The organism is Myxococcus sp. MISCRS1, from assembly GCF_026626605.1.
In the GTDB taxonomy this organism is placed as follows: Bacteria; Myxococcota; Myxococcia; order Myxococcales; family Myxococcaceae; genus Myxococcus; species Myxococcus fulvus.
Genome location: NZ_JAPNKB010000001.1, coordinates 4,931,538 through 4,956,250, shown reverse-complemented (window position 1 = coordinate 4,956,250; position 24,713 = coordinate 4,931,538). Strand labels below are relative to the sequence as shown.

The following is a 24,713-nucleotide window of genomic DNA, read 5'->3' as shown; positions in this document are numbered from 1 at the left end:
ACGCCATGAAGCAGGTCTTCACCGCGCTCGCGCTCGGCTCGCTGTTCGTGGGCATGCCCGCCCTCGCGGATGCCGAGGTCGGCAAGCCCGCTCCGGCCTTCACGCTGAAGGACGAGGCCGGCAAGGAGCACTCGCTGTCGAAGTACAAGGGCAAGGTGGTGGTGCTGGAGTGGACCAACCCCGAGTGCCCCTTCGTGAAGCGCCACTACGAGGCGGACACGATGACCAAGACGCTCAAGGGCTTCGACGCCCAGAAGGTCGTGTGGCTGGCGGTGGACTCCACGGCGCACAACACGCCGGAGAAGTCCGCGGCCTGGAAGAAGACGGAGGGCTTCGCCTACCCGGTGCTCCAGGACGCGAGCGGCGCCACGGGCAAGGCGTACGGCGCCAAGACAACGCCGCACATGTACATCATCGACACCGAGGGCGTGGTCCGCTACGCGGGCGCCATCGATGATGACCCGCGCGGCAAGAACGACAAGAAGGTCAACCACGTGCAGACCGCCGTGGACGCGGTGCTCAATGGCAAGCCCGTGCCCGCGGCCACCACCACGCCCTACGGCTGCTCGGTGAAGTACAAGAGCTGAAGACGCTGGCCACCTGTGGTCCCCAGGGTCCTCTTCCCTTCGCGGGAGGAGGACCTTCGTTTTTTCTGGGCCATGCCGTCGATGTCCCCTGCAAGCGGACTCGCGCGTCTCTTCCGTCCGGAGGGAGCGAACCCATGGTGAGACGCGGACGCCTGCCGAAGCGATGCCTCGTGGCGGTGATGTTCATCCTGTGCGGGGTGCCAGGCTCGGGATGTTCAGAGCCCCCGGAGACCGTGCGGGTGGCGGAGCCTCTGGAGTTGGACGTGGTGCTGGAGGGCGACGTGGTGGAGGTGCCCCGAGGCGCGCTGTCCGAGGCGCAGTCGAAGCTGCGCGGCGAGGTCGATGGCGTGGTGGGGAATGGCGAGCGGACGTTCTACCTGGCCATCCGCCGCAGCGAGCTGTCCCAGCGCTGGTTCTGGTCGGGGATGCTGAGACACTTCTTCCCGGACGGCGCCTACTGGGGCGTTCCCCACAACCTGCGGACGTACGTGGTGACGATGCGGGAGAAGAACGGGCGGCTGTTCTTCATGAATGCCAAGGACGGCCTGCTGTTCGGGGGCAACGAGAAGCTCGACTTCCCGTTGGAGTCGTATCCCATCGTCACGGACCATGCGCCGTTCAACCGGCTGCCGGGCTCGGAGCAGTACGTGCTCATCGACCCGGCGGCGGGAGGCGACAGCATCGGCATCGTCGGAGACCGGTGGTTCGGGGGCGCGACGTTCCGGATGGAGATGAGCTTCGCCCAGCGCTTCCGACGGGCCTCGGACGGCGGCGCGATGTTCGAGCAGGTCTTCCTCGGGCACCTGTCCATCCCCGAGGACCGGACCGCGTACCTCGAGTACAACGACACGCGTTGGGTGGGGACGCTGTCGCTCGCGCTGCGCAAGTACCGTGAGGGGCCCGGCTACACGCGGACGCCTCCGCCGGAGCTCCCGTACTACTTCCTCAACTCGGGGCGACTGCTGCCCGCCTCGGGCGAGGTGGAGCAGGAGGCCCTCAAGTGGAACATCCACCCCGGGATGAAGCCCATCCGCTGGTACATGACGCCCAACCTGCTGGAGCTGAAGAAGGACCCACGCTACCGCGACCTGGACCTGGTGGGCGCGCTGAAGCGGGGCATCGAGGCGTGGAACGAGGTGTTCGGCTTCCCCGTCTTCGAGGCGGTCCTGGCGGACGCGTCCGTGGACTTCGGCGAGGACGACAAGAACTTCGCCATCTTCCACCCCGTCCTCGAGCCACCCGGGGCCTGGGCCGACGTCGCGCCCAATCCGAACACGGGCGAGCTTCGCCGGGCGCACTTCGTGTTCAACGCGGGCCTGTTCCGTGACGCCGACCTCTTCTTCTCGGATGACCCGGCGCTGCTCTCCTCCACCACGCCCGTGGAGCGTCCGCCTCGTCCCAGGCTGTCCTGGGGAGGGGAGGCGCAGGAGCGCCTCTGTGAGCTCGATACGTCCCGGATGGGAGCGCACGGCTCGCTCGCCGCGCTGACGGACCCGGACCGTGCCGCGCTGGCCTCGATGACGAAGAAGGAGAAGATGGAGCGCCACTTCACGCACATCGTGGTGCATGAGGTGGGGCACACGCTGGGGCTGAGGCACAACCTCAACGGCTCGCGGACGTACGACGGGACGCCGGCCACGCCTCGCTCGAGCTCGGTCATGGACCACCTGCACGAGCTCGACACCATTCACATGGTGAAGCCCGGCTCGTTCGACGTGGCGGCCGTGCGTCATCTGTATGGGTTGTCCTCGGCGCTGCCCACGGACCTGTTCTGCACGTCGGGGCTGAGGGGACGCGCCCTCGCGGAGCCAGCGTGCGCGAGCCTGGACCGCTTCGACGACCCGCTGACGCGCTACCACACGCCGGTGATACGCGAGCTGATGGCGGACGTGCTCGCGGGCGCGCCTCAATCGTTCCCGTTCATCGTCTCCCGCCAGACGGTCGAGGACTACGTGCGGGGAGGCACGGCGCAGGAGCAGGTCCGGGGCTATGACCTCCTCATGGAGCAGGTCCGGCCTCCGCTCCAGGTGCCCCCGGGGCAGGGGGCTGCGTATGTGGCGCGAGCCAACGCGATGGCCCTGCGCATCCTGGGGGACTTCTACTTCCTGGAGCTGGACCCCTACTACTGGGCGTTCCCGAACCCGCCGCCCAGCACGCCCGCCTATACCGAGGCCCTGTTCTCGGATGTGCGTGGCATCCTCCTCGACGTCGATGGGCACAGGCCCTTCTCGCTGCGCCGGGAGATGGTGGCGGTGCTCAAGGCGCACCAGACGCTCGCGGCCTATGGGTTGCTGCTGGAGCTGCACGCCGAGCTGACCGCGCGGCTGCCGACGCTCAGCGGTGAGGCGCGATGGGGGACGCTGGAGCTGTTGGGGCGCATCGAGGCGGCGAACTCGCCTTACTTCCGCTGAGGCGGCTCCACCTGGCCCACGTCACGAGGCAGCAGGAGCAGGGAGCACAGCGCTCCCGCTCCACACAGGCCCGCGGAGACCCAGAGGGCCTCGCGTGTCCCCTGGAGGAACGCGTCTCCTGTCTTGCTCGCGAGCCCACCGAGCAACGGCAACAGCGCCACCGCGAGCAGGCCCGCGATGCGCGCCACCGCGTTGTTCACGCCCGAGGCGATGCCCGCGTGTCGGTCCTCCACCGCGCCGAGCACCACCGCCGTCAGGGGCCCCACGGTGAGGCTCAATCCCAGGCCCAGCACGAGGACCCCTGGCAGCACCGTATCCACGTAGCCACCGCCACGGTGCAGCCGCGTGAGCAGCGCCATGCCGAGGCCCGCGAGCAGCGGCCCCGCCGTCATCAACGGACGCGCGCCGATGCGTCCCGCGAGCCTTCCCACCAGCGGAGACAGCGTGAGCAACAGCACGGTGATGGGCAGCAGGGACGCACCCGCGGCGAGCGCCGAGTAGCCGAGCTGTTGCTGCAGCGCGAGGATGAGCAGGAAGCTCACGCCGCCCAGCGCGAAGTACACCGCGAGCGTGGTGAGGTTGGCGCCGGAGAACGTCCGCGAGCGGAACAGTCCGAGCGGGAGCATCGGATGTTTCGCACGGGCCTCGATGGCGAGGAACGCGGCCAGGAGTGCCACGCCTCCCACGGCGGCGAGCACGGGCGCGAGGGACCAGCCTCGCGAGGGACCTTCGATGAGCGCGTAGATGACGCCGCCCAAGCCGAGCGCCGCGGTGATGGAGCCGGCGAGGTCCAGCCTTCGTGTGTCTCGTGTGGGCCGGTCATCCGGCACGTAGCGGAGGGCCGCCCAGACGGCGAGCACGGCGATGGGGATGTTGAGGAAGAACACCCAGCGCCAGGACGCGGCGTCGACCAGCCAGCCTCCGAGCAACGGGCCCAGGGCCGTGGTGACACCCGAGAGTCCCGCCCACGCGGCCACCGCGCGCTGTCGGTCCGCCTCGGGGAAGGAGGTGCGCAGGAGCGCGAGGCTCGCGGGCACCAGCAGCGCCGCGCCCATGCCTTGCGCCGCGCGGAAGAGAGCGAGCGTCCAGGCGTTGGGGGCGAGTCCACAGAGAACGGACATGAGCGTGAAGGCCACGAGGCCGAGCACGAAGACGCGCCGCTGTCCCCACGCGTCACCGAGCGCGCCGCCCGTGAGCACGAGCGAGCCGAGCGTGAGCAGGTAGGCATCCACGGCCCACTGGAGGCCCGCGAGGCCCGTGTTCAGCTCGCGTCCGAGCGCGGGCAGCGCGACATTGACCGCCGTGGAGTCGAGGAAGGCCATGCCACTGCCGAGCACGCTGGCCAGCAGCACCCCGCGCCCGCGCGGACTGGCGTAGGCCACGGACGTGGTGTCGGAAGGCATACGCTTCAGCGTGGGACGTGCATCGTCATCGTGCCACGGCGGGCTTCGAGGAGCCGTGAGCCTGGCTGCCCGGATGCCCAGCACATGGTGGAGCGAAGGCCCCGTGCACACCCTGTCCGCGGACAACGTGTTTCGAATGGAGACGAGCGATGGCGACCGAGTGCAAGCACATCGAGCAGGCGGGCAACCCCGAGCCGCGGACCAACGGCTGCGAGGAGTGCCTGAAGATGAATGCCCAGTGGGTCCACCTCCGCCGCTGCCTGGAGTGCGGGCACGTGGGGTGCTGCGACTCGTCGCCGAACAAGCACGCGACGAAGCACTTCCATCAGACGAAGCACCCGGTGGTGCAGTCGTTCGAGCCGGGTGAGACGTGGGTGTGGTGCTTCGAGGACCGGCTCTTCCTGGACGACAGGCCCGAGCAGGAAGAGGGCTCTCGCGTCTAGGGCGTGTCGCGGTCCTCGCGGAAGAGGCTGGCGAAGCAGCCCACCAGCAGCATCGCCAGCAGCAGCGCCGCCAGGACGCCCGAGAGGTGGAGCCAGAGGCCGGTGATGAGCTGATGCGGAGAGGGGCTCATGGTGTCGGACCGCCTTCGGGGGCTGTCGCCACGGGGAAGGTCAGCTCGATGTCCGCGTCGCTGCCGTCGCCGCCGAGGTCTCCATCGGCGCCGAGGCTGCGCAGCCGCACCTGTCCGTCGCGCACCGTGTACTCGTAGGCGTTGTGCCACGGGTCCATCGGCAGGGCCTGGAGCGACTGGTGCTCGACGAGCAGCCTGAGCCCTTCGGTCTCCGTGGGCAGTCGACGGTGCTGCTCCTGGTGGATGAGGAGTGCCCCCTGGATGGCGCTCAGGTCGATGGCCGCACGGTCGCGCCGTGAGGCCTCGGCGCAGACCTCCGATGCGACCACGAGCATCGCGAACAACACCAGCACGCCGAGCCCCGCGACCCATAGCAGCGCGAGGCCCGCCTGGCGGAGTGCTCGTGACAACGGGCGACGAGGGATGGATTCGGTCATCGCCGCCCGCGTTTCAAGCCACGTGCCGAGGTGGCCCTCCCCTCGCTCCGACCGACTCGCGTCCTTCGGTGTCTGTCATCCCGTCAAGGCCACGGGTCCGCACCGGCCGGAATGACAGCCGTGGCTCCGAGGCGCACAGGGCCCCGGAGCCACACTGTGCTCACGCGGCCACCGGCTCGATGCGTGGACGCGTGCGCGCCGCGACCGTCCTTCGCCGTCCCTTGCGCAGCACGTCCAGCGAGACCTCGTCATCCGTCGCCAGGGCCATCAGTCGCTGGAGGTCGTCCACGCTGCTCACCGGCCGTCGGTTGATGGCGAGCAGCAGGTCCTCCGGCTGGAGCCCCGCGTCATCCGCCGGTGTTCCACCCTGCACCTTGATGACCCGCACGGCCCGGGGCTGCCCCAGGTCTCTCACGTGCTCCGCGCCCAGGTTCACCGCCGCCGCCGCGATGCCCAGGAAGCGCCGCTCCACCTTGCCACGCTGGATGAGCAGACTGGCCACCCACGCCGCCGTGGTGGCGCTCACCGCGAAGCCGATGCCCTGTGCGTACGGCAGCACCAGCGTGTTGAGCCCGACCACCTCGCCCCGCGTGTTGATGAGCGGCCCGCCGGAGTTGCCCGGGTTGATGGCCGCGTCCGTCTGGAGCATGCCCTCCAGGATGACGCCGTCCGGCAGGGTGACGCTCCGGTTCACCGCGCTCACCACGCCGAGCGCCACCGACTGCTCCAACCGGAACGGATTTCCGATGGCCATCACCAGCTGGCCCACGCGCACCGTCTCCGGCGCGGCGAGCGGCAGTGTCGGGAAGTCCGTCCCCTCCGCTCGCACCACTGCCAGGTCCGTGGGCGCGTCGCCTCCCACCAGCGAGCCGCGCAGCTCCTCTCCGTTCGACAACTGCACCGTCAGCTTCCGCGAGCCGCGCATGACGACGTGGCGGTTGGTGAGCACGTAGCCATCCGGCGTGAGGAAGAGCCCCGTGCCATGGCCCCGCGCGTGCTCCACGCCCACCACCGCGGGCGAGGCGCGCGCGACGAGCGTCTCCAGGTCGTCCGAGAACTGTTGCAGGAGTTTCATCGTGTGCTCCTCGTCCTCACGAGCGCCGGCCCAGGGTGATGGGCACTTCCTTCACCTCGCCGGCTCGCAGCACGCGCGCCTGGATGGTGGTGTCCGTCTTCGCGTCGCCCAGATAGCCGAGCAGGTCCTCCACGCGGTGCAGTGACTGTCCATCCAGGCTCACCAGCACGTCGCCAATCAGCAGCCCGGCCTTCTGCGCGGGGCCCTCAGGGTCCACGGAGAGGAAGATGAGCCCTGCCTCCGTTCCGGCCGCCGCCCACTGGTGCTGCGGCAGCTTCACGGGATACGCGCCCACGCCCAGGTAGCTCCGGCGGATGCCGCCGTGCTCTCGCAGCGACGACGTCACCCGCGTCAGTGTCTCGTGCGGGATGACCACCGCGGACGTGCGAGAGAAGGCCGCGGAGAGCACTCCGATGAACTGTCCCGTCGCATCCACCAGCGCGCCCCCGGAGAAGCCGGGAGGCAGGTCCGCGTCCGTCTCGAGGTAGCGGTCCACGCGTCCGCCCGCGTGCGTGCGCCAGCCCTCGCCGTGCGCGCTCACCATGCCGAGCGTGGCCCTCGCCGTGCGCCCCGGCCGCGCCACGGTGACGACGAGGTGCCCCACCTTCACGCCGTCCAGCGGCGTGGGGGTGAGCGGATTGAGTCCGGTGGCGTCGACCTTCAGCAGCGCGACGTCGGTGCTGGCGTCCCGGCCGATGAGCTCGGCGGGGAGGGTGCGCCCGTCGCCCAGGCCGACCTGGAGGTGGCTGCCGTGCTCGGCGACCTGGCTGGTGGTGAGGATGAGCCCGTCGGCGCTCCAGACGATGCCGGTGGCGCAGCGACGACGGCGGGCGTCCACGCGGACGACGCTCCGCGCGGTGCGCTCCACCACGGAGGCGAGGGATTGGGAGAGGGAGGAGAGGTCGGTGGACATGGCGTGTTCCTTTCGAGGCGGAAGGTAAAAGCCTCGAAGGCGCGCCACATCGGCGGACCGGGCAGGGAGGGGACCTGCCTGTTCGGGGAGGTCACCCCTCCTTTCGGAGGAGTGAGACCCGGCGCCCTCACCTCAGGGAGAGGGCGCCGACACCGTCAGCCATCCGGAGTTCGTCTCCGCGGAGATCGGCGCGGGGACGCCGATGTGGATGGGCTCGAACTCCTCTTCGCCGGGGGGGAGCATGGGGGGCAGGTTCACCACGCCGCTGGTGGGGCTGACCACGTGGAGCGGGTACGTCAACCCACGAAAGGTGACCACGCTGTTCCTCACGAAGTTCTTTCCGTAGAGGAGGACGGTGGTGGGCTCGGACGAGCCCGCGGGGACGCTTGGGGGCTCCACGGTGGTCAGCTCGGGGGCGGGGAGGTTGAACCCGAGCCGCGGGGACCTGGCGCCATGCGGGTACTGGGGCGAGGCGGTCAGCGCTTCGAGATAGAGGCCCTCGCGCTCCTCGAGGAAGGAGGGAGGGAGGGTCGCCCGCAGCTCGGTGCTGCTCGTCACCTGGGTGGCGAGTGTCCGACGCGTCATCACCAGGAGGCTGCCCGTGCTGAAGTCCTCGCCACGCACGCGAACGGTGAGGGTGCCGTCCTCATGGTCCGTCACCGCGATTTCTTCCAGCGTGATGGGCGGGAGGGTCTCCTCCTTCGGAGCCGCCCCCGCGTCCGGGGGAGCGCTCTGGAGGCCCGTGCCGCAAGCACAGAGCAGCCCGGTGAGTGTCGCCATCGTTCCCAGCCGCATCCGTGCTCCCTTCGCAGCCCGCGTCACGGCAATCACCCCGGAGCCGTGCTTCTTGCGCAACGGCGCTCAGGGCGTCTCGGCCGACGGTGCCCGGGCGAGCTGCTCGAGCTGGAAGTCCGCCACGTCGTACGTGGGATGGTGGAAGGCGTGCGTGGCCAGGGCGGCCTCGAAGTGCTGTCGTGCCAGCGTGGGGTCGACGACGCCTGCCTTGCCTGGGAGTCGACCCGCGAGCGCGGCCTCGCCCAGGTAGTAGTGGAGCTGGATGCGACGCAGGCGTACGCCGTGGTCTGTCGCCTCCTCCTCGTCCGGGTTGGCGCCGAAGGTCGGGGCCTCGCCCGTGAGGTGGCGCGCCAGGGGGAGCGGCCAGTCCTCGCCGGGATGCGTGGCGGTGAAGGCCTTCAGCGCGGAGGCGTCCCGGGTGCCCGGCGCCGTGAGGTGGCGGAGCAGATGGGCCATGGCGTCCTCCGGGTTCTTCTCCACCAACGTGTCGAGCGCCGTGGTCGCGCGTGATGGGCCATCGGGCAACTCAGTGACTGCCGCGACGTAGATGCGGGTGGCGCCGATGGACGTGCCCTCGCGGGCGAGCGGCTCCAGGGTGTCCGCCGCGTCCTTCGCGCGGCCCAGGGCGAGCAGGGCGCGGCCGAGCAGCAGGCGGGACTCGAGGTCTCTCGGCATGCGCTCGACGATGGGCGCGAGCAGGTCCACCACCGCCTGGGGCTTGCCTTGCAGCAGCAGTCCCCGGGCGAGCCCGACGCTGTAGAAGGCTTCCTTGATGTCGGAGCTCGGCGTGGCCGCGTGGTCCTTGCGCCAGGCGAGGACGCTGTCGAGCGCGGCCCGGTAGCCCTTCTCCGTCAGCGCGCCGTCACGCAGGAGCCGACCCAGCATGCCCCAGCGCCGCTGGATGATGTCCATGTTCCAGTCGACCCAGTCCTTGGTCTGATTCACGACGAGCGCGTCCAGCACGGCGCGCGTGTTCGCCGGCTGGTCGAGCATCATCATCGGCAGCAGGGTCTCCTGGAGCACCGCCTGCGAGAGGCGCAGGGCGTCCAGTGACAGGGCCTCGGGTCGCTTCGCGTCGCCGGCGGCGTACTCCATGGGCCAGAACGACGAGGGCAGGGACAGCAGTGTCTCGAAGGCGCTCAGCTTCACCGTGAGCTTGCCCGCGTCCACCGTGGCGTCACCCCAGAGCAGCAGGTCCACCTTCGCCTCGCGGGCGAGCCCGGGCGCCTGTTCGAGCGAGGCCGGCACCGCCACGGTGGGGCGCACCACGTCGATGGGCGTGTTCCGGCTCAGCTCGGTCAGCGCGGTGAGGAGTCGTGCTTCCTGGGCGCGGGCCTCCTCGGCCGCCTCGGGGGTGGTGGGGCGCAGGGAGAGGAAGCCGACGACGTAGCGAGGCTCGCCCGGCTTGGACGCGGGGAGGGGCTTGGGCGACGTGGCGCAGGCGGTGACGAGGACCGCCAGCGTGAGGACTCGGAGCGGGGAGGGGAGGTTCATGTCGGAGCGCAGGCGGCGGGTTGGATGGCGAGGACCGGGGAAGGGCAGCGCCGACGCTTGCTCGGGGACTCATGTGCCGTGCTCGGAGCGCGCGGCGTGGGGGACGGTATCATGATGAGGGCTACGGACCGGTCGCGAGGGGCTGGTCGTCCCAGGGACCGTGGAGCCGGGTGATGTGTCAGTCGCGCAGGAGCAGCGCGCCTCCCGGACCGAAGCCGAGGGTGAGGCACAGGATGCGACGATGACTCGCGAGACGGGCGTCGCCGCGCGCGGCCTCCGCCGCGAGCTCCGCGTCGTTGAGCACGAGCACCTCTCCGCTTCCTGTCAGTCGCGCCTCCGCCAGGATGTCGGCCACGAGCGTCGCGTGTCCCTCCCAGCCGTAGGTGCAGCCGCCCGGAACGAGTCCCTCATCGAGAGGACACGGGAGCGCGAGGCACAGTGCGTCCAGCGAGGCGTCTGGGGCCAGGGCGCGCAGCGCTCCCGCGAGGAAGCGCACCGCCGCGATGATGTGGTGCCCGTCCTCGGGGCGAGGCATGCCGATGAAGAGCCGAGGCAGCATCGTGGTGTCCCGCTCGAAGACCTGGAGGGTCTCGGGGCTCGCGCACTTGAGGCTCGTCTGGCCCACGTCGAGGCACAGCGCTTCGTGTGCGGAGCCTGAGGACGTCAGCAACCGGAGGCCCGCATGCACGGGTGCGAAGCGCGGGGACGCGGCGAGGACCACGGGACGGCCGAGCTTCGTCGTCGCGGTCGTGAGGGCCTGCTCGAAACCCTGGAGGCACGCGAGTCCGCCACTGAGCCACACCGCGTCCACCTTGTGCCGATGGACCAGGGATTCGAGAGCGCTCGCGAGCGCGGGCATCAGGCGTGTCGCCAGCGCGTGCTCGGGGACTTTGGCGCTCCGGTCCGCCTCGACCCGCGGGGTGCTGAGCAGTTCCCACAGTTCGTGGCCGAGCACCGGGAGGTTCCACACCTCCAGCGGAGTCACTCCGGGGGCGTGATATCGGCGTGGGCGCCAGCCTTGCTTCGGTGCGCTCATGCGACGAGGGCGGCGATGCGCTCGGCGGCTTCCTTCGCGCCGTCGCGCGCCTGGTAGGCCTTGGAGATGGCGGACACCTGCGCGCGCAGGGGCGTCCCCGCATCGAGGAGCTGACGGAGCGCGGCGCGGCACTCCTCCACGCTCAAGGTGTCGGGCGACAGCGCGAGGCCCGCGCCAGACTTCTGGAGGAAGTGGGCCTGGATGGGCTGGTCATTGCAGACAGGCAGCAGCAACAGGGGCACGCCCGCGGTGAGCGCTTCCATCACGGAGTTCGCGCCGCCGTGCGAGACGAAGGCGGAGGCGCGTGGGAGGAGCTGACGTTGAGGCGTGTAGGGCACCGCCACCACGTCACCGGGCAGCGAGCGTGCGAAGTCCGTGTCGGCCAGCTCTCCGGCGCTGAGGACCAGGGTGACGCCGAGGGGCGCGGCGGCCTCGGCGATGGTGCGGAACAACGTGGGCTGCCACGAAATCTGGCTACCGAAGGACACGTACACCACGGGCCTCGTGCCCAATCGCTCCCAGGGGAAGTCCACCTCGTCGCCTCGGGGCTCGGGTGGAGTCGACGGACCGACCAGCTGTGTGGCTGGGGGCAGGCCCGCGTCGGGTCCCAGGAAGTCCTCGGTGGCGAAGATGATGTTGAGGCGCGGCGAGAGGCACTCGCAGTTGCGGAAGCGCGCGTCGAAGCCGTGCTGGGCGAAGAGCGCGGCGCGCTCGGACGCGAGGGCTCGCACGTTGCGGCGCAGCCCGTAGTCCTCCATGGGTTCGAGCAGGGAGAGCGCGGAGGAGACTCCGGCCCAGGGAATGCCTTCGCGATGCGCGGCGAGCACCGCCGCGTACTGCATTCCATCGAGGGCCATGACGTCCGGACGGAAGGCCCGGACGACGGCGCTCACGGGCTCGAGCAGCGTGGGCACCGCGTCCAGCAGCAGTCCGCGAATCCACCTCCCGAGCGTGGCTTCGTCGCGCACCAGTCGCGCCAGGGCCTCGCCTCCGGTCTCGATGCCGGGGGCTTCGTGCGCGGCGGCGGGAAGGTGGAGCACCTCCACGCCGAGCGTGGAGAGCTGGGGCGACGGCTCGGGGATGCAGAGCCATCCCACGGTGTGTCCCAGGCGGCGCAGCCACTGCGCGACGCCCATCATCGGGTTGATGTGGCCCTTCTCGGGGGAGGTGGCGATCAGGATTCGGGACATGGGCGGAGTCGCACGGCGTGCGCGTGGAGCATGGCGAGGGAGCACAGGCGCATCAACAGGCGGTCCACGACGCTCGCCTCCGGCGCCTCGGGTTCCAGGCGGATGTAGCGCTCCAGGAGCGAGAGCGGAGCCCCCGGGAGGATGACTCCGAGGGGCTCCATGTGCGCGGGGGACAGCCACTCACGATAGAGCTCGAGCCAGCGCGCTCGCACGGGGCTGGAGAGCGCGGTGTGTCCGTAGCGGGGCGTCTTGCGAGCGAGGCGGACTTCATCGGGGACGAGCCCACGGACCGCGTGACGGAAGAGCCACTTGCCCACACCCTCTCGCCGGAGTGAGGACTCGGGGAGCGCGAGCGCCACGTCCGCGCAGCGTGTGTCGAGATAGGGCGTGTGCACGGTGATGCCGTGGGCCCGGGCACCGCGCAGCTCGGGGGGCAACACCAGCTCACGGAGGACCCAGGCCGCGTAACGGACCTCTTCGGAGGCGGAGGTTTCCGTGACGGACCAGGGTGCCGTCCCCAAGTTGTCCACAGCGCCGCGATGCCTCGTTCCCGTGTGTCGACCGTCTTCCTCGGCACGAGCCGGAGGCGGGGAGAACACGCGGGGACTGTCCTTCTGTGATTCGTCGTCGGTTCGGGGGCGGCGATGTTCCTCCACTCCGCCAGGCGGGGCCGCGCGAAGGCTGCTCATCTGTGACTTATCCACAGAGGTGCGAACGAGCCGTCGGTCCTCCGCTACGCTGGCCGCACCGGGCGCGGACGCGCGCGGGTTGCCCATCCGCAAGTTGTCCACAGAGGCGCGAAGCACCGTTTGAACGAGTCGTCGGTCCTCCTCGATGCGCGCCATGGCCGCCGCGAGCGCGCCGGGGTTGCCCATCAGCACCTCGTCCGCGCCGGCGCCGCTCAGCATCACCGAGGCGCCGTGTCGTCGCGCCTCCGCGTAGAACGCGAAGCTCGCGATGGCTCGGGCGTTGAGGAGGGGGCTCTCAGTGGCGAGGACGGCTTGCTCGAACAACTCGGGCAGCACAGCGTCCGGGATGGGCACGTCCACATGCTCCACGCCCGCGAGCCGAGCCACCGTGCGCGCGTTGCGGCGCTCCGTCTCATCGGCGAAGTGGACGTCCATGCTCCAGGCGCGAACCTGGCCCGGCGCGAGGCGTGCCGCGAGCATGCACAGCACCGCGCTGTCCACGCCGCCGCTCAGGCTGACGTCCCGTGCCCCTTCATCCAGCCTCGCGGAGACGGCATCGGAGCATGCCGAAAGGAGCGTCCCGGCGAGCTCGTCGTCACCGTGAGCAACGGGAGGGGCCGGTCCGTCCTCTTGTTGGTGGGCCGTGCGATGCGCGCGGGCCTGTCCGTCATCCTGCCGGTGGGCCTCGCGATGCGTGGCGATGCGCGCGTGTCCCTCCTCAGGTCGGTGGGCCGCGTGATGCGTGGCGATGCGGGCCTGTCCGTCATCCTGCCGGTGGGCCTCGCGATGCGTGGCGATGCGCGCGTGTCCCTCCTCAGGTCGGTGGGCCTCGCGATGCGTGGCGATGCGCGCGTGTCCCTCCTCAGGTCGGTGGGCCGCGTGATGCGTGGCGATGCGCGCGTGTCCCTCCTCAGGTCGGTGGGCCGCGTGATGCGTGGCGATGCGGGCCTGTCCGTCATTCTGTCGCTGGGCCTCGCGATGCGTGGCGATGCTCGCGAGCCCTTCCTCAGGCTGGTGGGCCTCATGATGCGTGGCGACGCGAGCCTGTCCGTCCTCAGGGTGGGCCTCGCGATGCGTGGTGACGCGGGCCTGTCCCTCGCTTGCCGCGAGCTCCTCGTCCTCTTGTCGGAGATGAACCCGATGAACGCGTGGCAGCGGCGGAGCCACGCGTCCGACTCCCTTGAACAGGCTCTGGTGCGGCATGAGCGCGTGGTTCAGGAACGCAGCGACGGCGGCGGGCTCCAGCCCTCCTTCATCGCGCCGAGGCGCATTTGGGGTGCCCACCTCGGATTCCTGCCCTCCGAGCTCGTCACGAGGCTGACCCGTGGCGTCCGCACGCTGCCGTGCGAGCAACCTCCACACGGAGTCCTCCGTGCTCTCGGACGTGGCCTGGTAGGAGGGCAGGATGGCGAGCGGGCCGCTCGGGTCGCCGGGGGACGCGGACACGCTGGGACTGTCGCAAGCCGCGGGGCTGGCCGGCAACCCCGCTATAGTCCCCTCCGTGCGTTACGAGCTGCACGACGGTCGAATCCTCACCTGGTCCCTGGAGACGCACGTCGTCACCCACTGCAACCTGCGCTGCGTGCAGTGCTGCCCCATGTCTCCGCACCTGCCCGCGTGGGCGGTGGACCCGGCCACCCTCGGCGCCGACCTCACCCGCCTCGCGCGAGTGCTCAAGCCCAACGTCTTCAAGCTCACCGGCGGCGAGCCCTTCCTCCACCCCGACCTCGCAGGCGTCCTCGACGCCGCGCGCGCCTCCGGCATCTCCGAGCAGCTCTCCGTCACCACCAACGGCTTGCTCGCCCAGAGCGCCCCGGACGCCGTCTACGAGCGACTGGACCGGATGACCCTGTCCGTCTACTCCTCGGCCCCGCTCACGGACGCGTCCCTGGCCCGCATCACCGAGCGCTGCGAGCGTCACCGCGTCCACCTCACCGTGAAGCGCATCGACGCCTTCCAGCAAATCACCCCGGACGCGCCCCTCGCGACCGACGCCGAGGTCCGCGAGGTCCACGCGCGCTGCTGGCTCAAGGTCCGCTGCCACCTGGTCCAGCAGGGCCGCTTCTACTCGTGCACCCGTCCGCCCCACGTGGCCACCGTGCTCGGCCCCGCGTATCCGCAGATGCCCGCGCTCGGCGAGGTGGACGGCGTGCGCCTGGACTCCCCGGACCTGCTGGAGCGCATGCTCGGCCTGCTGGAGCGGGACACGCCCCTGGCCACCTGTCGCTACTGCCTGGGCGCCAGCGGCCCGTGGATGCCCCACGCGCAGCTTCCTCGCGCGAGGCCCACGGGCGCCCCGGCCTGAGGCTACTTGCCGGACTTCGGCAGCGTGCTCTGCATCGTCGTCGGGTAGCGCGCGCCCACGGCGACACCCGGAGGCGCGACGGCGTCGATGTCCTTCAAGTCCTTCTCCGAGAGCTTCACCGCGAGCGCCCCCAGGTTCTCGTCCAGGTACTTGCGGCGCTTGGTGCCTGGGATGGGGACCAGGTCCTGCCCCTGGGCCAGCACCCACGCGAGCGCGAGCTGCGCCGGTGAGCACCCCTTCTGCTTCGCCAGCGCCTCCACCTTCGTCACCAGCTCCAGGTTGCGCGTGAAGTTCTCCCCCTGGAAGCGCGGCGAGTTGCGGCGGTAGTCATCCGCGGCCAGGTCCTCGAAGCGCTTGAGCTGCCCCGTGAGGAAGCCGCGCCCCAGCGGGCTGTACGGCACGAAGCCGATGCCCAGCTCGCGGCACGCCCGCAGCACGCCGTCCTCCGGCTCGCGGCTCCACAGCGAGTACTCGCTCTGCAGCGCGGTGATGGGGTGCACCTTCGACGCGCGCCGCAGCGTGTCCGCGTCCACCTCCGACAGGCCCAGGTGCCGCACCTTGCCCTCGCGCACCAACTGCGCCATCGCGCCCACCGTGTCCTCGATGGGCGTCGTCGCGTCCAGGCGGTGCAGGTAGTACAGGTCGATGACCTCCACGCCCAGCCGGCGCAGGCTGGCCTCGCACGCCTGCTTCACGTACTCGGGCTTGCCGTTGATGCCGCGGGCCTGCGGATTGTTCGGGTCGCGGACGATGCCGAACTTGGTGGCCAGCACCACCTTCGCGCGGTGGGGCTTGAGCACCCGGCCCACCAGCTCCTCGTTGCTGCCGGAGCCGTACATGTCCGCGGTGTCGAAGAAGGTGACGCCCCTGTCCAGCGCGTGCAGCAGCGTGGCCTCCGACTCCGCGTCGTCCCGGCCCGCGTAGAAGTCCGACATCCCCATGCAGCCCAGGCCCAGGGCCGACACCTTCAGGCCCTGCTTGCCGAGTGTCCGTGTCTCCATGTCGACATCCCTCCCGCCAGCGCGGCGTCCCGTGAGTCCAAGGGGGCCTTTACTGCGGCTGGGACGCCGACACGTCAACAGGAACGACACGCTCCCGCGGCAGGTCCACGGTGAAGATGGAGCCTCGGCCCTGCTCGCTCTCCACGCGCACCCGTCCCCCCATGGCCTCCACCAGCGTCCGCGTGATGTAGAGCCCCAGCCCCAGGCCTCCGTAGTGCCGCTCCGACACGGCGCGCTCGAAGCGGCCGAACAGCCGGGGCAGGTGCTCGGGCGCGATGCCGATGCCCTGGTCGCGCACCTTGAGGCGCGCGCGGCTGGGGCCCTGTTCCAGACTCAACACGATGGGCTTGCCCGCGCCGTACTTCACCGCGTTGTCGATGAGGTTGGTGACCACCTGCTCCAGCCGCAGCCGGTCCCAGCGGCCCACGAGCCCCGCCTCGCCGCCCTCCACCTGGAGCGAGGAGCCGGACCTGGCCGCGTGGGCCTCGTACCGTGACGCCACCTCGTGGATGAGCGCGCCCAGGTCCACGTCCTCCAGCTCCAGCGCCAGCCTGCCCGCGGCGATGCGCGACACGTCGAGCAAGTCGCCCACCAGCTCCGCCAGCTTCTTCACCTGCCGGGCCCCGGTGTCCACGTAGCCCTTCACCACGGCGTAGGGGATGTTGTCCGGGTGCCGCTCCAGCTCGCGCGAGAGCGCCTGGAGCTTGAGGCTCAGCGGCGTCAGCGGCGTCTTCAGCTCGTGGCTCGCGATGGAGAGGAACTCGTCGCGCAGGCGGATGGCCTCCTGGGCCTCGCGGTACAGCCGCGCGTTCTCCATGGAGAGCGCGGCGCGGTAGGCCAGCTCCAGCCCGAAGGCGAGGTCCGCCTGCGTGTAGCGGCGGTTGGAGAACGAGGTGAAGAAGCTGAACACGCCCATGGTGTGGCCGCGCACCACCAGCGGCACGGCGATGAACGAGCGCAGCCCCGTGGCCAGCATCACCCGGGCGTGGTTCTCGTTGTGCGCGCTGCGCTTGATGTGCGCGGGCGTCATCTCCTCCAGGAGGATGGCCTCGCCTCGCAGCAGCGCGGCGGTGGGGGGGGTGGCGCGGGTTGCCCTCGGGCATGAGGTTGAAGTGGAGGACCTCCGCGGCGACGGGGGCGTCCTCGGGCCGGGCGTGGGCGACCTCCAGGCGGCGGAAGGTGCCGTCGGGCTGGGCCAGGTCCACGAAGCACCAGTCCGCGAGCGCGGGCACCACCAGCCGCGCCAGGTTGCGCATGGTGCCCTCGTAGTCGAGCGACGAGGCGAGCACGGTGCTGACCTCGGCGAGCACGCGGGTGCGGAACTCGGCCTGGCGCAGCTCGGTGGCCAGGGCCTCGGCGCGCTGGCGGGCGTGCACCAGGTCGGTGACGTCGAAGCCGAAGCCGGCGATGCCGTCCACCTGGCCCTGGGCATCGCGCGTGGGCTGGTAGACGAGGTTGTGGAAGGTCTCCTTCTCCATGCCGTCGGCCTGGAGGAAGCGCAGCGGGACGGCGCCGCTCACGAAGGGCTCGCCCGTGGCGTAGACGCGGTCCAGCACGTCGCGCGCGTCCTCCTCGCCCACCTTCACCACGCCCTCCTGGAAGGGCTTGCCCAGGGTGTCGCGGTTCTTGAGCATCGAGCTGTTGCGGGCGTTGGAGAAGTCGAAGTCGTGCGAGGCGCCGCGCAGGAAGAAGATCTGCGCGGGGGCCTGCATGAAGATGGTGTGCAGGCGTGTCCTGGCGGCCTCGGACGCGGCGCGGGCCTGGTGCTCGCGCTCGAGCAGGCTGGCGCGCTCCTCCAGCGCGCGGCTGAGCGACACGTTGAGCTTGGTGATGAAGATGGCGAGCAGGGCGAAGATGCCCAGGGCGAGCACGTCCGCGGAGCGCATCTGGAGGGTGAGCCGTGGCGGCAGGAAGAAGTGGTCCACGGCGATGAGCGACAGCGTCGTCACCAGGAGGGAGGGGCCCCAGCCGCCCCACCAGCCGGCGACCATGACGGCGCCGTAGAAGAAGAGGAAGGGGCTGTTGGACATCAGCGGCCACAGCTCCCGTTGGAGCAGCAGCGCGAAGCAGAAGAAGAGCAGCGCGACGCCGTAGCGGCCGAGCCAGGAGCGCTGCAACCAGCTCCAGGCCTTCCTGGGGTCGGGAGACAGCGGGGCCAGGGCGCGCATGGCGCCGGACGGACGCGTGGGTTCCAGATGCGAGACGGGCGTGGGCAAGGCGAGAGGCCTCCTCACGACGGGGTGACACCGTGGGCGCTCGATGGGGAAGCGCTCGCGGTGAGAGGCAGGGCTCGCATGATGGTACGACTGGCGGGGTGTCCGCTCCCCTAGATGATGCAAGTGATTGAATGAACACGCTCGGTGCTCCGCCGAGGTGCCTCCCGTACGAACGTGTTCAATGGACGGCGGCATTCCAGTCGGACGGGGCGCCGTTGACCCGGAGTTGTCTGACGCTGGCGATGAAGACTTTCAGGTGTGTTGTTTGTGTATGGCGCGGCGGCGCATGAGTCAGAGAGGATTCATGGGGGCATCCAGCATGGCGCGCATCCGACGAAGGTCCAGGTCGTCTGTCCTGTCCATGCGCTGGAAGGAGTCCTGGGGCAGGGCGGCGCCCTGTTGGCGCTCCTTCAAGTCCTTCTTCGAGGGGCAGCAGTCGCCGCTCTTCTCCGGACCGGACGGCGCGAGGGCGCGCGAGGACGTCGACGCAAGGGCCGACGAGAGCTTCTGGAGCATGGCGTGTACCTCCAAGTGGGCGGTGTGTCCTCATTACGGCGGACCTGCGCACACGGTTACTTCGCTTGGAGCGTTGGCAGCTCGCGGAGGATGAGGCCCTGACACGGGGCGCAATTCCTGACGACCCGGCCTGTCATGCCGAGGCGCTCGGACAGCGCTTCGGAGGCTGCTCACAAGACGCGGAAGGGCAGGGGCTTGGTGCCGGTGGCCAGGGACTCGGCGCTCACTGCACGCACTTCAATCCGCGGGGCCTCGCGCCAGCCGAGGTTGCGCAGGGCGGCGGAGAGGCGCTCGCACAGCGCGGGCACGTCCTGCGCTCGCGCGTCGGCCAGCTCCAGCTCGAAGCGCGTGCCCTCCACCTGCGTCAGTCGGAAGGCGCGCAGCGCGTGGTGCTTGAACACCCACGCCAGCGCCCACGCGTCCACCCGCCGACCCGTGGGTGTCGTGAAGTGACAGGCACCTCGTCCTCCGAAGCCCTCCAGCGTCCAGCCGTGGAAGCCGCAGGCACACGCATCCCGTTGCACGAAGCCCGAATCCCCGGGGCGATAGCGCAGCAGCGGCAACACGCTGGGCCGCAGCCGCGTCACCACGACCTCGTCCTTCCCCGGCTCCAGCCACACATCCGGCGCGAGGACGTGGAAGCGCCCCACGCCCCGCAGGCACTCCCACGCCAGCGGACCTGTCTCCGTGGAGGCGTAGTAGTTGAGCACCGGTGCCGGCACCCCGCGCGCCAGCGCCTCGCGCGTGTCCTCGGGCAGGTGCTGCGCCGATGTGAGCACCAGCGCGGGCGTGGGCACCTCGCGCTGCTCCGCCAACCAACGCAATCCCTCCGGGTCCGAGAAGAGGACCGTCGGCCGCACCCGACACAGCCGCGCTCTCGCATCCTCCCGCAGCACCGAGATTCGATGCAGCGCCCCCTCCTCGAGGAGGCGCAGCCGCACCGAGTACTCCAGCCCTCCAGGCAGCGCGTCGAGCAACACCACGCGCGGACGCGGCGGCAACACCGCGCCCGCTCGCTCCAGCCAGAAGCGCAGCACCGCCCACATGTGCAGGCAGTCCCGCCTGTCCCGCACTACCTTCACGGGCTCGCCCGTGGAGCCGGAGCTGCGCACCACCACGCCCTCGTCCGCTGGCTCCAGCGGTCGCGGCACCTCGTCCCAGTGCCTGGCGAGCACCTCGCGCTCCAGCAGGGGGAAGTGCTCCAGGTCCGCGAGCGTCTGCAAATCCCCCGGATGCAACCCGGCCTCCCGCAGTCGCCGCGTGTAGTACGGCGAGGCGAGCAGCGTGTCCCGCAGCGCACCCAGGCGCGACTCCAATGCCGCGCGCGCCTCGGCTTCATCCTCGAGCGACGCGAAGTGCGACAGCTCGCGGGCGATTGCCTTCGCCCAGGGCACATGGGGCCGCTGAGAGGCGGTGTCCCGACGGATGTTCGCGCGAGGCGCCACGCGCGCGTCCGACGGGAGACCCAACGTCACTCGCGCCACCCTCGCGCGTCCGTCGCCCGCTGGGCCGCCTCCTGGAGTTCCTTCGCGCGCCGGTCCGCTTCCTTCTTCCTCGCCTGCTCCGCCCGCTCCATCTCCCGGAGCGCGGTGCGGTAGTCGAGCTGGTTGCGCCGCGCGGCGGACTCCTTCGGCGACTCGTCCTTCACCTGCCCGTCCACCGCGTGCACCCACTTGCGCAGGAACTCCTCCTGGCGGAACGCGTTCGAGCGAATCATCTCCGCCGTCAGCGGCTCCACCTCCAGGAAGAACCCGCGCAGGAGCCTCGGCGTGTCGACGTTCTTGCGCAGCGACGCCACCGTGTCCGCCCGCAGCGAGGACGACGTCAGCGCGTACGCGAGCATCACCACCTGCTCCCGGAAGAGCGCCCCCTGCTTCGAGCGCCGCTCCAGGTCCTCCCAGTCCGCACGCGACGGCGGCCTCAGGCCCGCGAGCCGGAACGTGTCGCAGACGATGGCCATCGCCAGGTCGTGCGGATACGGCGACACGATGGGCGCCGCGGTGAGCTGCTTCTGGATGTCCTTGACGTCGAAGACCATCACTTCTCCAGCAGGGCCTGGGACAGGGCCGCGGCGGCCTGGCCGAAGTCCGACAGCCATTTCACCACCACCAGGCGGAAGTTGCGCTCCTTCAACACCGGCCCGAGCACCTGCCGCGCGCGCAGGTCCTCCCCCAACGCGAGGAACGCCACGAGCAGCCGCGAGCGCCTCGTCGCGCGCACCAGCGCCTCCATCGCTCCCTTCTCCGTCACGTTCGCCAGGAAGTCGCTGTCGGAGATGATGACCCGCAGCGCGTCCGGGTCCTCCTCGGACAGCGCATCCAGGATGTCGAAGGGGTACTGCGTCCCCCCGCCGATGTAGCCCAGGAGGAAGTCACGCGCCCGCTCCTCGTCGTACATCCACGGCGAGACCACGGGCGCGTGATGCGAGTAGATGATGCCGCGCACCTTCGCCTTCTTGCGCAGCGCGGAGGCGGACAGCACCTGCGCGGCCAGCGTCATCGAGTTGAGCTGCTGCGCGGGGTCGGGCATGGAGCCGCTGGTGTCCAGGTAGAGCTCCACCGAGGGCACGCCGAGCTCGGACGGAGGCGGCACGTCGGCCTCCAGCTCGCGGCGCAGCGGCGACACCGCGGCCAGGTGTCCCTGCGTGAGGACCGTCAACGTCCAGTCGATGGCGGACGGGTCGTCGCCATGCTCCCAGGCCTGGGGCGTGGTGCGCAGGTACGGCTCCGGGCGGGACGGCGCGGACGGCAGCTTCACCAGGTGCTGGTCGACGAGCCGCCGGTAGTGCCGCGCGACGAGCGCCTGGCGCAGCTTCCCATCCCCCACGCCCGGCAGGTGGTGGGTGATGCGGCGAATCTGGTCCAGCAGGTCCGGCTCCGTCGTGTCGGGCACCGCGTCGAGCCACCCGCGCTCCCGCGCCTCGTCGAGCACGTCCTCCCAGCGGCCTCCGCTCTGGAGCGCGGCGTCCCAGTCGTCCACGTCCGGCTGTGACACGTCATCGCCGAGCGGCAGGACGTAGGACAGCTCGTCGGGCTTGCCGAGGTAGCGGATGAAGGCGGCGCAGAAGTACAGGAACTGCAGCCGTGGGTTCGGCAGCGCGTAGAACGTCTGCGCGAACATCCGCGCCTCCGCGCGCAGGCCGGGGAACTGCGCCTCCATCGGCGCCATCGCCGCGGGGGGCACCAGGTCCCCGGGCGCGCGGCCCCACAGCTCCTCGTAGATGGCGAGGTAGAAGAAGAACAGCGGAGACGTCGGCGTGTCGCCGCGCGTGCGCTGGAAGCCCCGGTACACGCGGCACAGGTCCTCCGCGTGGGTGCGGCCCACCACCTCGTTCACCTGCAAATCGTAGAAGAGGTTGGTGAGCGACTGCTTCAGTCCGGGGACCAGCCGCTGCTCCACGACGCGCAGCTCCGCGTCCCAGCCGAGCGTGTGGGGGAACCTCGCGTGGTGGCCGATTTCATGCGCGAGCACCGCCAACAGACTGTCCGCCGCGCCCATGGATTGGAGCAGCTGGAAGTGCACGAAGACCTGTCGCCTGGCGAGGTCGATGTACGCGAGCGGCTCGTTCGCATGGTCCGCGTCCGGCTGGAAGGGGACGTGGGGCTCCGGCGGGCTCAGCCGCACCTGCACGTCCCACAGCGCCAGCGCTTGATGCCAGCACTGCTCGATGTGCTCGGGCGTGAAGCGCGACGGGCTCATGCGGGCACGAGCACCAGCACGTGCTGCGACGTGTCCAGCGTGCCGGCGGCGCGCCAGTCGTTGGTGAGGGTGGCGTACCACGCGTCCACGCGCGGGTCGTTCCACGACACGGCGCCCAGGTGGGGCGTGTGCTGGTGCGTCACCTCGGGCGTCTCGCGGCAGCCCATGGCGCCGAGCGGAATCGGCGTGTCCGCGAGCAGCAGGCCCTGCGTCGCGGCCTCGCGTCCGGCCACCGCGTGACGGTGCCGGTCGTGCACGCACAGCACGGTGGGCGCGAGGAAGTGCATCGCGCCGGGGAGGAAGCGGCTGTCCTCGCGGGACAGGTCGACGAGGAAGGGCTGGGCCTTGTCGCCCAGCTTCGAGGCGGGAGGCTCCATCGCGAGCGCGGCCGTCTCGCGCAGGCGCTCCTCGATGCCCGCGAGCGAGCCGAGCCGCTGGCTCACGCGGTAGAAGATGCGCTGCACCCACGGAGGCGTGGACTCCAGGTTCTCGCCCACGTTCCAGAGCTGCGCGAGCACCCCGGCGCGCTCGGGGGCGGGGACGCCGGTGAGCAGGCGGGGCACCAGGTCGGACCACGCGAGAGTGAAGAAGTTCTGGCGTCCCGCGGTGGCGGGGTAGAGGTAGCCCAGGCCGATGGCTTCGGCGCCCAGGCGCAGGTAGGCGCGCAGCAGCTCCTCTGCTTCTTCCGGCGCGGTGCCGGACTGGGTGAGGGCGTCACCGAGCTTTCTGGCGGGGCCTTGAACCAGCTCGCGCCACAGGTCCGCGTCCCAGCGGACGTAGCGGGCGCGGGCGCTGGACTCGAGCTCGTCGGTGTAGCTGCTCACGGTCGACCTCCGCCGCCCGGGTTCTCCTTGAGCCACGTCGCGTAGTTCCGGTAGCGGCTGTACATGGACTTCAGGTGGATGAGGTCCTCGTAGATGGGGCCGGAGAGCTCCTGCTTGGTGAGCAGCTCGTTCATCAGCGCGGTGACGGCGGTGAGGCGCTTCTCGGTGGTGCGCAGGTCGATGCCGGACAGGCCCTTGTCCAGCTCCTCGCGCAGCACGCCCACCTTGCGGCGGATGGGCTCGTGTTTCTCGTGGTGCCCCATGGCCATGTCGAACATGTGGCGAATCCACGCGACGCGGTCCTGGAGGAGGAGCTTGTGGCCCTTCGCCTCGAAGAAGGCGCTGCGGGTGTTGGGGACCAGCTTCTCGTGCAGCACCCACGGGGCGATTTGACGGAAGTCCTCCAGCTCCACGACGGAGTGGCCGCGGAAGAAGGCGAGCGCCTTCGCGTAGTGGAGGATGGTCTGGTAGGCGCGCACGCTGACGCCGTTCTCGGTCTGCGTGCAGAGGTGCACCTTCTTGTCGAGCGGGCACTGCTCGTTGCACACGGCGGACACGGTCTGCCCGGCGAGCTTGAGGGTGTCCTTGTGCTTGAACTCGAAGCGGGGGGACGCCATGCGGCAGAAGTCGAGCTGGCCGAGGAAGAAGGCCACGCGCTCGAGGACGTCGCGGGGGACCTCGACCTCGAGGATGGAGGTGTAGGCGCGCTCCAGCTCGCCGGGGGTGAAGACGATGTCCTTGGGGAGCAGCTCCTCGGGGGACTTGTCGGCTTCGATGCGCTGGAGGAGGGTGTCGATGAAGTTCGAGTTGAAGGGGACGGCGCGCACGACGACGTCGAGGCGGTCCTTGAGGGCCTCGATGACCTGGAAGGTGCCGCCGCCCTGGTCGTCATTGGCGGTGAGGAACCAGGACGAGCGGCCCGCGTAGACGTACTGGTCCATCATCTCCGCGTAGCCCTCGGCCATGAGGGAGAGCAGGGCGGACTGGGTCTTGGTGGGGATGCGGTTGTACTCGTCGATGATCTTGACGCGTTGGGTGATCCACTTGCGCCAGCTCACCTTGACGGCGGAGAGGTCCTCCGCCTTGAGCATGTCGGAGGGGAGGGGGGCGCCGAGCAGGTCGGCGATGGAGAGCTGGGGGTGGCCGCGTTGGATGGAGCGGTGGATGTCCTCGCGGGACATGCCGGAGAGCAGGGCCATGAGGACGGCGGAGGTGGTCTTGCCGCGGCCGGGTCCGCCGATGAGGAGGGCTCGGCGGCAGGTGAAGAGGGTGAGCAGGGGGATGAGGACGAAGGAGCTGTAGCTCATGTCCTCGGGGAGGTGGAGCTCGTCCCCGGCGCTGCTCTTGAGAGAGGCGGAGCCGCCGAACTCGATGTCGTAGTAGGGGCAGATGACGGCGTTGTTGGTGATCCACCAGTACGCCTGCCGCATCTTGTCGTGGAGGCTGCCGCCGTCACGCTCGGAGAGGTGGACGTTGAGCCCCTTGTCCACCGACGCGCGCCCGGAGAGCAGGCGCGACACCCAATCCTGGTTCGCCATGCGGCGGGGA

Annotated in this window: 21 protein-coding genes and 2 pseudogenes; 4 read left to right on the top strand and 19 right to left on the bottom strand. The window is 70.4% G+C overall.

The features are described 5' to 3' along the window. Nucleotides 1-5 precede the first annotated feature (5 nt). The gene (locus OWM54_RS19530; protein ID WP_223751842.1) at nucleotides 6-587 is read left to right on the top strand and encodes a thioredoxin family protein; all 582 of its coding nucleotides are present in this window, start codon (nucleotides 6-8) and stop codon (nucleotides 585-587) included. A 239-nt stretch (nucleotides 588-826) separates the two neighbouring features. Beyond that, on the top strand, nucleotides 827-2,998 hold the full coding sequence (locus OWM54_RS19525) for a zinc-dependent metalloprotease (protein WP_267698461.1): 2,172 nt from the start codon (nucleotides 827-829) through the stop codon (nucleotides 2,996-2,998). On the opposite strand, the gene OWM54_RS19520 is transcribed toward OWM54_RS19525, so the two are convergent. After that, entirely contained in the window at nucleotides 2,986-4,401 is a 1,416-nt protein-coding gene (locus OWM54_RS19520) for a DHA2 family efflux MFS transporter permease subunit (RefSeq protein WP_267698460.1), read from the bottom strand. The genes OWM54_RS19525 and OWM54_RS19520 overlap by 13 nt on opposite strands. 149 nt (nucleotides 4,402-4,550) lie before the next feature. Between OWM54_RS19520 and OWM54_RS19515 the strand changes: the two genes are divergently transcribed. Beyond that, nucleotides 4,551-4,844, top strand: coding sequence for a UBP-type zinc finger domain-containing protein (locus OWM54_RS19515; RefSeq protein WP_046710489.1), 294 nt, complete (start codon nucleotides 4,551-4,553; stop codon nucleotides 4,842-4,844). On the opposite strand, the gene OWM54_RS19510 is transcribed toward OWM54_RS19515, so the two are convergent. The 9 genes and pseudogenes from OWM54_RS19510 to OWM54_RS19470 all read right to left on the bottom strand — a co-directional run. Further along, a complete protein-coding gene (locus OWM54_RS19510; RefSeq protein WP_255653851.1) occupies nucleotides 4,841-4,975 on the bottom strand; it encodes a hypothetical protein in 135 nt (44 codons plus the stop codon). The two genes, OWM54_RS19515 and OWM54_RS19510, sit on opposite strands and share 4 nt — an antisense overlap. Next, nucleotides 4,972-5,412 carry a type II secretion system protein GspG gene (locus OWM54_RS19505; protein WP_267698459.1) on the bottom strand — a complete coding sequence of 147 codons (441 nt, stop codon included), beginning with the start codon at nucleotides 5,410-5,412 and terminating at the stop codon, nucleotides 4,972-4,974. Before OWM54_RS19505 ends, OWM54_RS19510 begins: the two co-directional genes overlap by 4 nt. Nucleotides 5,413-5,572: 160 nt before the next feature. After that, complete coding sequence (locus OWM54_RS19500; protein ID WP_223751838.1) at nucleotides 5,573-6,487, bottom strand: S1C family serine protease; 915 nt, start codon at nucleotides 6,485-6,487, stop codon at nucleotides 5,573-5,575. Between the two features lie 16 nt (nucleotides 6,488-6,503). Beyond that, on the bottom strand, nucleotides 6,504-7,400 hold the full coding sequence (locus OWM54_RS19495) for a S1C family serine protease (protein ID WP_223751837.1): 897 nt from the start codon (nucleotides 7,398-7,400) through the stop codon (nucleotides 6,504-6,506). A 132-nt stretch (nucleotides 7,401-7,532) separates the two neighbouring features. After that, nucleotides 7,533-8,195 (bottom strand): hypothetical protein, encoded by a 663-nt coding sequence (locus tag OWM54_RS19490; protein WP_267698458.1) that lies wholly within the window; start codon nucleotides 8,193-8,195, stop codon nucleotides 7,533-7,535. A 66-nt stretch (nucleotides 8,196-8,261) separates the two neighbouring features. Further along, nucleotides 8,262-9,689 (bottom strand): tetratricopeptide repeat protein, encoded by a 1,428-nt coding sequence (locus OWM54_RS19485; protein WP_267698457.1) that lies wholly within the window; start codon nucleotides 9,687-9,689, stop codon nucleotides 8,262-8,264. 178 nt (nucleotides 9,690-9,867) lie between these two features. Further along, complete coding sequence (locus tag OWM54_RS19480; RefSeq protein WP_267698456.1) at nucleotides 9,868-10,644, bottom strand: ROK family protein; 777 nt, start codon at nucleotides 10,642-10,644, stop codon at nucleotides 9,868-9,870. A gap of 77 nt (nucleotides 10,645-10,721) precedes the next feature. Continuing rightward, entirely contained in the window at nucleotides 10,722-11,915 is a 1,194-nt protein-coding gene (locus tag OWM54_RS19475) for a glycosyltransferase (RefSeq protein WP_267698455.1), read from the bottom strand. Next, a pseudogene (locus OWM54_RS19470) lies at nucleotides 11,900-13,219 on the bottom strand (asparagine synthase-related protein); the annotation flags it as partial. The gene OWM54_RS19475 and the pseudogene OWM54_RS19470, both read right to left, overlap by 16 nt. Nucleotides 13,220-14,105: 886 nt before the next feature. On the opposite strand from OWM54_RS19470, the gene OWM54_RS19465 reads away from it, so the two are divergent. Continuing rightward, a complete protein-coding gene (locus tag OWM54_RS19465; RefSeq protein ID WP_324289186.1) occupies nucleotides 14,106-14,909 on the top strand; it encodes a radical SAM protein in 804 nt (267 codons plus the stop codon). A 2-nt stretch (nucleotides 14,910-14,911) separates the two neighbouring features. Here OWM54_RS19465 and OWM54_RS19460 read toward each other — a convergent pair whose 3' ends face one another. The 9 genes and pseudogenes from OWM54_RS19460 to OWM54_RS19420 form a co-directional block, all read right to left on the bottom strand. After that, the gene (locus OWM54_RS19460; RefSeq protein ID WP_267698453.1) at nucleotides 14,912-15,910 is read right to left on the bottom strand and encodes an aldo/keto reductase; all 999 of its coding nucleotides are present in this window, start codon (nucleotides 15,908-15,910) and stop codon (nucleotides 14,912-14,914) included. Between the two features lie 49 nt (nucleotides 15,911-15,959). After that, complete coding sequence (locus OWM54_RS19455; RefSeq protein WP_267698452.1) at nucleotides 15,960-17,342, bottom strand: ATP-binding protein; 1,383 nt, start codon at nucleotides 17,340-17,342, stop codon at nucleotides 15,960-15,962. A gap of 415 nt (nucleotides 17,343-17,757) precedes the next feature. Continuing rightward, a pseudogene (locus OWM54_RS43245) lies at nucleotides 17,758-17,940 on the bottom strand (DUF4118 domain-containing protein); the annotation flags it as partial. 477 nt (nucleotides 17,941-18,417) lie between these two features. Further along, on the bottom strand, nucleotides 18,418-18,642 hold the full coding sequence (locus OWM54_RS19445) for a hypothetical protein (protein WP_267698451.1): 225 nt from the start codon (nucleotides 18,640-18,642) through the stop codon (nucleotides 18,418-18,420). A gap of 170 nt (nucleotides 18,643-18,812) precedes the next feature. After that, nucleotides 18,813-20,117 carry a phenylacetate--CoA ligase family protein gene (locus OWM54_RS19440; protein ID WP_267698450.1) on the bottom strand — a complete coding sequence of 435 codons (1,305 nt, stop codon included), beginning with the start codon at nucleotides 20,115-20,117 and terminating at the stop codon, nucleotides 18,813-18,815. After that, nucleotides 20,114-20,680, bottom strand: coding sequence for a hypothetical protein (locus OWM54_RS19435; protein ID WP_223751478.1), 567 nt, complete (start codon nucleotides 20,678-20,680; stop codon nucleotides 20,114-20,116). Before OWM54_RS19435 ends, OWM54_RS19440 begins: the two co-directional genes overlap by 4 nt. Continuing rightward, nucleotides 20,680-22,341: a M48 family metalloprotease gene (locus OWM54_RS19430; protein ID WP_267698449.1), complete on the bottom strand. Its 1,662-nt coding sequence runs from the start codon at nucleotides 22,339-22,341 to the stop codon at nucleotides 20,680-20,682. The genes OWM54_RS19435 and OWM54_RS19430 overlap by 1 nt, the downstream gene beginning before the upstream one ends. Continuing rightward, complete coding sequence (locus tag OWM54_RS19425; RefSeq protein ID WP_223782173.1) at nucleotides 22,338-23,165, bottom strand: hypothetical protein; 828 nt, start codon at nucleotides 23,163-23,165, stop codon at nucleotides 22,338-22,340. Before OWM54_RS19425 ends, OWM54_RS19430 begins: the two co-directional genes overlap by 4 nt. Then, nucleotides 23,162-24,703 (bottom strand): AAA family ATPase, encoded by a 1,542-nt coding sequence (locus OWM54_RS19420; protein ID WP_223782174.1) that lies wholly within the window; start codon nucleotides 24,701-24,703, stop codon nucleotides 23,162-23,164. Before OWM54_RS19420 ends, OWM54_RS19425 begins: the two co-directional genes overlap by 4 nt. Nucleotides 24,704-24,713: the final 10 nt, after the last annotated feature.

What these genes read in the sequence shown, in the direction of transcription:
- OWM54_RS19530 (WP_223751842.1), top strand. Translation starts at nt 6, where the DNA reads ATGAAGCAGGTCTTCACCGCGCTCGCGCTCGGCTCGCTGTTCGTGGGC.
- OWM54_RS19445 (WP_267698451.1), bottom strand. Translation starts at nt 18,642, where the DNA reads ATGCTCCAGAAGCTCTCGTCGGCCCTTGCGTCGACGTCCTCGCGCGCC.
- OWM54_RS19420 (WP_223782174.1), bottom strand. Translation starts at nt 24,703, where the DNA reads ATGGCGAACCAGGATTGGGTGTCGCGCCTGCTCTCCGGGCGCGCGTCG.
- OWM54_RS19435 (WP_223751478.1), bottom strand. Translation starts at nt 20,680, where the DNA reads ATGGTCTTCGACGTCAAGGACATCCAGAAGCAGCTCACCGCGGCGCCC.
- OWM54_RS19510 (WP_255653851.1), bottom strand. Translation starts at nt 4,975, where the DNA reads ATGAGCCCCTCTCCGCATCAGCTCATCACCGGCCTCTGGCTCCACCTC.
- OWM54_RS19460 (WP_267698453.1), bottom strand. Translation starts at nt 15,910, where the DNA reads ATGGAGACACGGACACTCGGCAAGCAGGGCCTGAAGGTGTCGGCCCTG.
- OWM54_RS19490 (WP_267698458.1), bottom strand. Translation starts at nt 8,195, where the DNA reads ATGCGGCTGGGAACGATGGCGACACTCACCGGGCTGCTCTGTGCTTGC.
- OWM54_RS19475 (WP_267698455.1), bottom strand. Translation starts at nt 11,915, where the DNA reads ATGTCCCGAATCCTGATCGCCACCTCCCCCGAGAAGGGCCACATCAAC.
- OWM54_RS19495 (WP_223751837.1), bottom strand. Translation starts at nt 7,400, where the DNA reads ATGTCCACCGACCTCTCCTCCCTCTCCCAATCCCTCGCCTCCGTGGTG.
- OWM54_RS19455 (WP_267698452.1), bottom strand. Translation starts at nt 17,342, where the DNA reads ATGCCCAGGGCCAGGTGGACGGCATCGCCGGCTTCGGCTTCGACGTCA.
- OWM54_RS19500 (WP_223751838.1), bottom strand. Translation starts at nt 6,487, where the DNA reads ATGAAACTCCTGCAACAGTTCTCGGACGACCTGGAGACGCTCGTCGCG.
- OWM54_RS19485 (WP_267698457.1), bottom strand. Translation starts at nt 9,689, where the DNA reads ATGAACCTCCCCTCCCCGCTCCGAGTCCTCACGCTGGCGGTCCTCGTC.
- OWM54_RS19515 (WP_046710489.1), top strand. Translation starts at nt 4,551, where the DNA reads ATGGCGACCGAGTGCAAGCACATCGAGCAGGCGGGCAACCCCGAGCCG.
- OWM54_RS19430 (WP_267698449.1), bottom strand. Translation starts at nt 22,341, where the DNA reads ATGAGCCCGTCGCGCTTCACGCCCGAGCACATCGAGCAGTGCTGGCAT.
- OWM54_RS19520 (WP_267698460.1), bottom strand. Translation starts at nt 4,401, where the DNA reads ATGCCTTCCGACACCACGTCCGTGGCCTACGCCAGTCCGCGCGGGCGC.
- OWM54_RS19505 (WP_267698459.1), bottom strand. Translation starts at nt 5,412, where the DNA reads ATGACCGAATCCATCCCTCGTCGCCCGTTGTCACGAGCACTCCGCCAG.